The sequence below is a fragment of the Candidatus Liberibacter sp. genome (genome assembly GCF_014048425.1).
In the GTDB taxonomy this organism is placed as follows: Bacteria; Pseudomonadota; Alphaproteobacteria; order Rhizobiales; family Rhizobiaceae; genus Liberibacter.
The window spans coordinates 1-5,443 of the sequence record NZ_JACETX010000056.1; the positions used below are offsets into that span (position 1 = coordinate 1).

The window sequence follows — 5,443 nt, forward strand, 5'->3', positions numbered from 1 at the left end:
GCGATATAGTCGAGAAGACAGGGGCAAAGATTAATATAGAGGATGATGGTACTATAAAAATAGCTTCCTCTTCTTCCGATGATATTGAGGCTGCTCGTGAAAGGATACGCTCTATTGTGGAAATGCCCGAAGTTGGTAAGATTTATGAAGGAAGCGTTGTCAAGGTCGCGGATTTTGGTGCTTTTGTGAATTTTTTTGGTTCTCGTGATGGACTTGTACATATTTCGCAGCTTTCTCCTGAGAGGGTAGGAAGAACAGGTGATGTGGTCAAACAAGGTGATAAAGTATGGGTGAAGTTGTTGGGTTTTGATGATCGAGGTAAAGTTAGGTTGTCCATGAAGGTTGTTGATCAGGCTACGGGAAAATCTATCTCTTAATTTTGTTTTTCTTGTAGGGATCTTGTTCTTATATATATATCTGTCTTTGGTTTGAGAAATAGTGTTAGAGAGTGCATTGTCGTGTAGGGAGAGTGTGCTCTTCCTTTCTCGAAAAATTATTGTTCTCGTAGATTTTTTATGGGTAAATTTGATTGGGGATTTTAAGAAAAAGATGGTTTTTGGCATTTTTTATTTTTGATTTTATGGACAAATGGAAATTTTAGTTGTGATATCGTTATTTTTGCGGAATTAGAACTGTAATTTATTAGGTTTGTTTTTTTCTATCTTAATTTTCCCTAAGATTTAAAATGATAATAGTGCATTACTGATGTGTAGTTGCCGTCTGGAAAAAAAGTAAAATATAGAATTGATGAGCGAAATTTCATATTTGTTTTGTTTATAGGTAAATTTTTTATTGTAAATCCTCATTTTTGTGACTAAATTACTATTATGGTTCATGTATAGTATGTATTTTTATTATCTTGTAATACATGTTTTTATAAATTGAGCACTATAAAATTTTTGTTTTGATTGTGAGAGAACTTTCTAGAAATTAAAGGTATTTGTATTCCCATGGTTTTTATATGGGAAAATATATTTTTGCGTTTGGTTCTTTTTTGTTTGGATGCATTTATTGTTTGTGCATTCTCATGCTGCGTATAGAGAGAGGCAGTTAGCGTAGAAGAAGGGGATGCATAGATTGGAGATGTATTTAGATGAATAAAAATTCTGTTGTTGATGGTTCTGAAAAGCTTTTAGAAATGACAGTTGACATAGTTTCTGCATATGTTGGAAATCATGTTGTTCCTATGTCTGAAATTGGGTGTTTGATTACAGATGTATATTCTGTTCTCAATAGCGCTATATCTCAAGATTCTTGTCAAGAAGCGCTAATTGTTGAAAAGCCTAAGCCAGCAGTGCCTATACGCAAGTCCGTAGAAGATGGGCGTTTATATTGCCTTGAAGATGGTATGAAGTTCAAATCTTTAAAGCGTCATCTCATGACACATCATAATATGACCCCTGAGGAGTATCGTATCAAATGGAATCTTGGAAGTGATTATCCTATGGTTTCTCGAGATTATGCCAATGCTCGTTCAAAACTTGCTAAAAACATGGGGCTTGGGCGAAGTCGTAAAAAGAAATAATTTTTCTGGATAAAAAATTTTCTTTGTAAAGTTTGTATTTTTGTTTTTTAGAATACATTAAAGTTATGTCATGCATTTAAATGCTTGTTTCTCTTCAAGATTTTCTTGTAGAATGTGTTTAATAGTAAAAGCCAACTCGGATTCAGAAATCATGGTTTTTACTACACGATTTTCTCGCTAAGAGGGATCGCTTGTTATATCTTTGAGAAAGCTTTTTGCCTTTATCCATATCTTTTGATTTGTAGCATTATTTTTTAGAGCAATACGGTTTTTATAGTGGCTGGATCAATGTTGTATTTTCCTGTGGAGGAATAGCGTTATTAAGCCTTCCCAGTGAAGTAGAAACCCGCCGAAATGCTTTAGAAGACAGTATGAATCCTCGTTCTTTAGAGCAAGGGATATGTCAAGATTTCTTGTTTTTATATGTCTCGTCTCCATTCAAAAATAAGAGTATTTTTGGTATTGATGGCGTAAAGTATACATATGGTGGTAGAGAGGAATAATGTTAGAGATAGAATCTCTCTTCAAAATTGAAGAGGCTGTGTTGCTACGAAGAAACAGGGATTCTGAGTGCAATGTAATTTTTTATGTGTGTCTTTTATTTTGTTTAAGTCGTGCCTTCTAATTTTTTAAATCGCTATTTTTTGTAAACCAGTTTTTTAAGAATCTCTCGTAGATACAGGTCAAAGCTTCAAGATCAGTGATTTCTGTATTTTCATTTATTGCGTGCATTGTTTTTCCTACGAGTCCGAATTCGATTACTGGACAGTAATTCTTTATAAAGCGTGCATCAGAAGTTCCTCCGGAAGTTGAGGATTCGGGGGCTTTTCCGGTGATTTTGTTTATGCTTTCGCTTAATGAGGATACCAGTATTTCATTCTGTGTTAAGAAGACTGGGCTTGAAGGTGATGTAAAGTGTAAAGTATAAGATGGCTCTTTGTGATTAGTATTCTGGCAGATCCTTTGTAATCCTTTGTTTGTTCGAGATCTAATTTCTGATATTAATTTTTCTTCAGTCCAGAGATTGTTAAAACGTATGTTAAAACAAAGTTTAACGTGTCCAGGGATAACATTTGTTGCAACATTGCCGACATCTATTGTTGTCACTTCAAGATGTGTTGGGGGGAAGTCAGCATTGCCTGCATCAAATTCTACGCGTGTTAATTCGTTTAATAGAGGTATAAGTCCATGTATGGGATTGTTTGCCAAATGAGGATAGGCTACATGTCCTTGTGTCCCATGGATGATGATATGCCCAGATAGGCTTCCTCTTCGTCCTATTTTAATCGTATCTCCGAGTACATGACGACATGTTGGTTCTCCAACTATGCAGGAATCCCAGCTCTCTCCTTTTTCTGTTGTCCATAAAAGAGCTTTTTTCGTTCCATTTATTGCGGGTCCTTCTTCGTCTCCGGTAATGAGGAGTGAGATGGATCCAAAGTCGCTGTATTTTTGAATAAAACGAGAAGTGGCTGCTATAAAGCAAGCAATATTCCCCTTCATATCGACAGCGCCGCGCCCGTATATTTTCCCTTCTTCAATGGTAGCTGAAAATGGAGGATGTCGCCAATCTTCTAAATTGCCAGGAGGTACAACATCAATATGTCCAGCAAACATAAAATGTGGTGATTTTTTCCCAAAGCGAGCATAAAGATTCTCCACATCTGCTGTTCCATCCTGCTGAGCAATTTGTTTTTCAATAGTAAAACCCAGTGGTTTCAAAATATTGGTAAGGACAGATAATGCTCCTCCATTTTGTGGAGTAACTGATGGACATTTTATTAATTGAACAAGATTTTCCAGGGGGTCACTAGAAATCATTTTCAATATATCTCCAAGTTATGAATTATCACGCAATAATTTGTTTATGCTGGTTTTTGAACGTGTCTTTTCATCCACTCTTTTAACTATAATGGCACAATAAAGGCTTGGTGCAATCACGCCATTTTTTAAATTTTTTCCTGCTTGGCTTCCGGGAACGACGACAGAATATGGGGGAACTTCGCCATAAGTAATCTCGCCGGTATTGCGATCTATGATTTTGGTGGATTTGCCAATAAAGACCCCCATCCCAAGGACAGATCCCTTGCGGATTATGCAACCTTCGGCGATTTCAGTGCGTGCCCCAATGAAACAGTTGTCTTCTATGATTGTTGGTCCCGTTTGTATGGGCTCAAGGACGCCGCCAATCCCCACTCCTCCAGAAATATGCGAATGGCATCCAATTTGGGCGCAAGATCCTATGCTTGACCAAGTATCTATCATGGTTCCTTCTCCAATATAGGCTCCAACATTGACAAAAGATGGCATTAAAACAACTTTTGGACCTATGTAGGCAGAGTGACGGACTATGGCTCCAGGAACAGTTCGGAAGTTCCCTTTTTCGAAATCGCAAGTTTCCCATCCATCAAATTTCAGAGGCACCTTATCCCGCCAAACAGAAAGCCCGGGGCCGCCTTCGATATTTTTTAAGGAATAGAGTTTAAATGATAATAGAATAGCTTTCTTAATCCAATGATGTGTGATCCAGTTTCCACTATCATCACGGGATGCAACGCGTATATGTCCATGATTCAAAAGATCCAAGGTAGCTAGAACAGAATCGTAAATTTCTCCTCTGGTTGAGGAGTTTATAGAGCTAGATTCCTCAAAAGAGGCATTAATGATTTTTTCCAAGTAGGCGACGTTGTATGCGTTCATAAGAACATATTCCTTACTTTCGACAAGATACATGCCGTTCGTAAAATTCGAATGGAAAAATCCTGTTAATACGGATTATCCTGTTTAAGTGGGGCGGAGTTCGCTTTCTCCCTATCCCTTACAAAGGAGGAAATTTTTTAAGATATTTCCAGTTCTTTTCGAATTTTCTTTGCGGTTAATTCCAAGGTTTGGAAATCTTCGACTTTTGTCTTTTTGTGATGAAAATCATTTCCGCACTCACCTTTACAAGGTATGATGTGAAAATGTAAATGAAAAACGGTTTGGCTTGCAGAAACTTCGTTGAATTGCATAATTTTTATGCCGTCTGCTTGTAAGGCTTTTTTACAAGCTATCGCAATTTTTTGGACAACGGGTATCACTTTACAGAGAGTATCTTGTGTGGCGTCGAAAATATTTCTTGCAGGAGCCTTTGGAAGGACTAAGACGTGTCCTGTGCAATGAGGCATGACATCCATTATGGCGATCGTATCTTCGTCTTCGTATACGCGATGTGCGGTTGCTTCTCCGCGTATAATTTTCATAAAAATATTTTTTTCATCGTATTTCTCTGGAGCATCACTTTCTACCATAATGTTTATTCCTTGGATTAAAATAAAATATTGACGATTCAAAAAAATTCATCCTGAAGTCTAGTCTAATGTAATTGAAAGCAATACTTAATGCAAATATTTGCATTTCTATGTATGAGATACATTAATCATGATGTTTTTATATGTCTTGCAAGAGGATTCCTATGGAGCTTGTTAGATTTTTTCAAATGATGTATTAATAATTTAAGGGAGATTGACTTGATTTTATGCTGAGTCGAGTGTATCTCCGAAGAATATTTCACACGCAAGGTTTAGAGTTGTCAGCTGTAGTTGATGATTTTCCGGTGGTGTACAGTGTTTTTAGCAGTGTCATTCACTATCTTGCGGAGGTCAAACCGGATATAAAATAAAAGGATTTCGAGCCATGGCGCTTCCAAATTTCACTATGCGACAGCTCTTGGAGAGCGGTGTCCAGTTCGGTCATCGGAGTCGTTTCTGGAATCCAAAGATGAAACCTTACATTTTTGGTGAACGGAGTAAGACGCATATTATAGATCTCTCGCAGACTGTTCCCATGTTGCATAGGGCGTTACAAGTTGTTTCTGATACTGTATCACGAGGTGGTCGTGTTTTGTTTGTAGGAACAAAGCCTCAGGCTTCCAGTTTT

6 protein-coding genes are annotated in these 5,443 nt (G+C 37.3%); 3 read left to right on the top strand and 3 right to left on the bottom strand.

Annotation, left to right across the window (positions count from 1 at the left end):
* Together H0G72_RS05415 and H0G72_RS05420 are read left to right on the top strand one after the other, a co-directional pair.
* Nucleotides 1-377, top strand: a 377-nt coding sequence (locus H0G72_RS05415) for a S1 RNA-binding domain-containing protein (RefSeq protein ID WP_182017759.1), incomplete at its 5' end; no start/stop codon positions are given.
* A gap of 716 nt (nt 378-1,093) precedes the next feature.
* The gene (locus H0G72_RS05420) at nt 1,094-1,525 is read left to right on the top strand and encodes a Ros/MucR family transcriptional regulator (protein WP_182017760.1); all 432 of its coding nucleotides are present in this window, start codon (nt 1,094-1,096) and stop codon (nt 1,523-1,525) included.
* Between the two features lie 621 nt (nt 1,526-2,146).
* On the opposite strand, the gene dapE is transcribed toward H0G72_RS05420, so the two are convergent.
* From dapE to H0G72_RS05435, 3 genes are all read right to left on the bottom strand, one after another.
* A complete protein-coding gene (gene dapE, locus H0G72_RS05425; RefSeq protein ID WP_182017761.1) occupies nt 2,147-3,346 on the bottom strand; it encodes a succinyl-diaminopimelate desuccinylase in 1,200 nt (399 codons plus the stop codon).
* A gap of 18 nt (nt 3,347-3,364) precedes the next feature.
* The gene (locus H0G72_RS05430) at nt 3,365-4,225 is read right to left on the bottom strand and encodes a 2,3,4,5-tetrahydropyridine-2,6-dicarboxylate N-succinyltransferase (RefSeq protein WP_182017762.1); all 861 of its coding nucleotides are present in this window, start codon (nt 4,223-4,225) and stop codon (nt 3,365-3,367) included.
* A 137-nt stretch (nt 4,226-4,362) separates the two neighbouring features.
* Entirely contained in the window at nt 4,363-4,815 is a 453-nt protein-coding gene (locus H0G72_RS05435; RefSeq protein WP_182017763.1) for an HIT family protein, read from the bottom strand.
* A gap of 385 nt (nt 4,816-5,200) precedes the next feature.
* Here H0G72_RS05435 and rpsB point away from each other — a divergent pair.
* Nucleotides 5,201-5,443: 30S ribosomal protein S2 (gene rpsB / locus H0G72_RS05440; RefSeq protein WP_182017764.1), on the top strand; the 243-nt coding region annotated here is incomplete at its 3' end.

Bases quoted from the DNA above. Each gene is read 5' to 3' on its own strand.
- H0G72_RS05420 (WP_182017760.1), top strand. From the start codon at position 1,094: ATGAATAAAAATTCTGTTGTTGATGGTTCTGAAAAGCTTTTAGAAATG.
- dapE (WP_182017761.1), bottom strand. From the start codon at position 3,346: ATGATTTCTAGTGACCCCCTGGAAAATCTTGTTCAATTAATAAAATGT.
- H0G72_RS05430 (WP_182017762.1), bottom strand. From the start codon at position 4,225: ATGAACGCATACAACGTCGCCTACTTGGAAAAAATCATTAATGCCTCT.
- H0G72_RS05435 (WP_182017763.1), bottom strand. From the start codon at position 4,815: ATGGTAGAAAGTGATGCTCCAGAGAAATACGATGAAAAAAATATTTTT.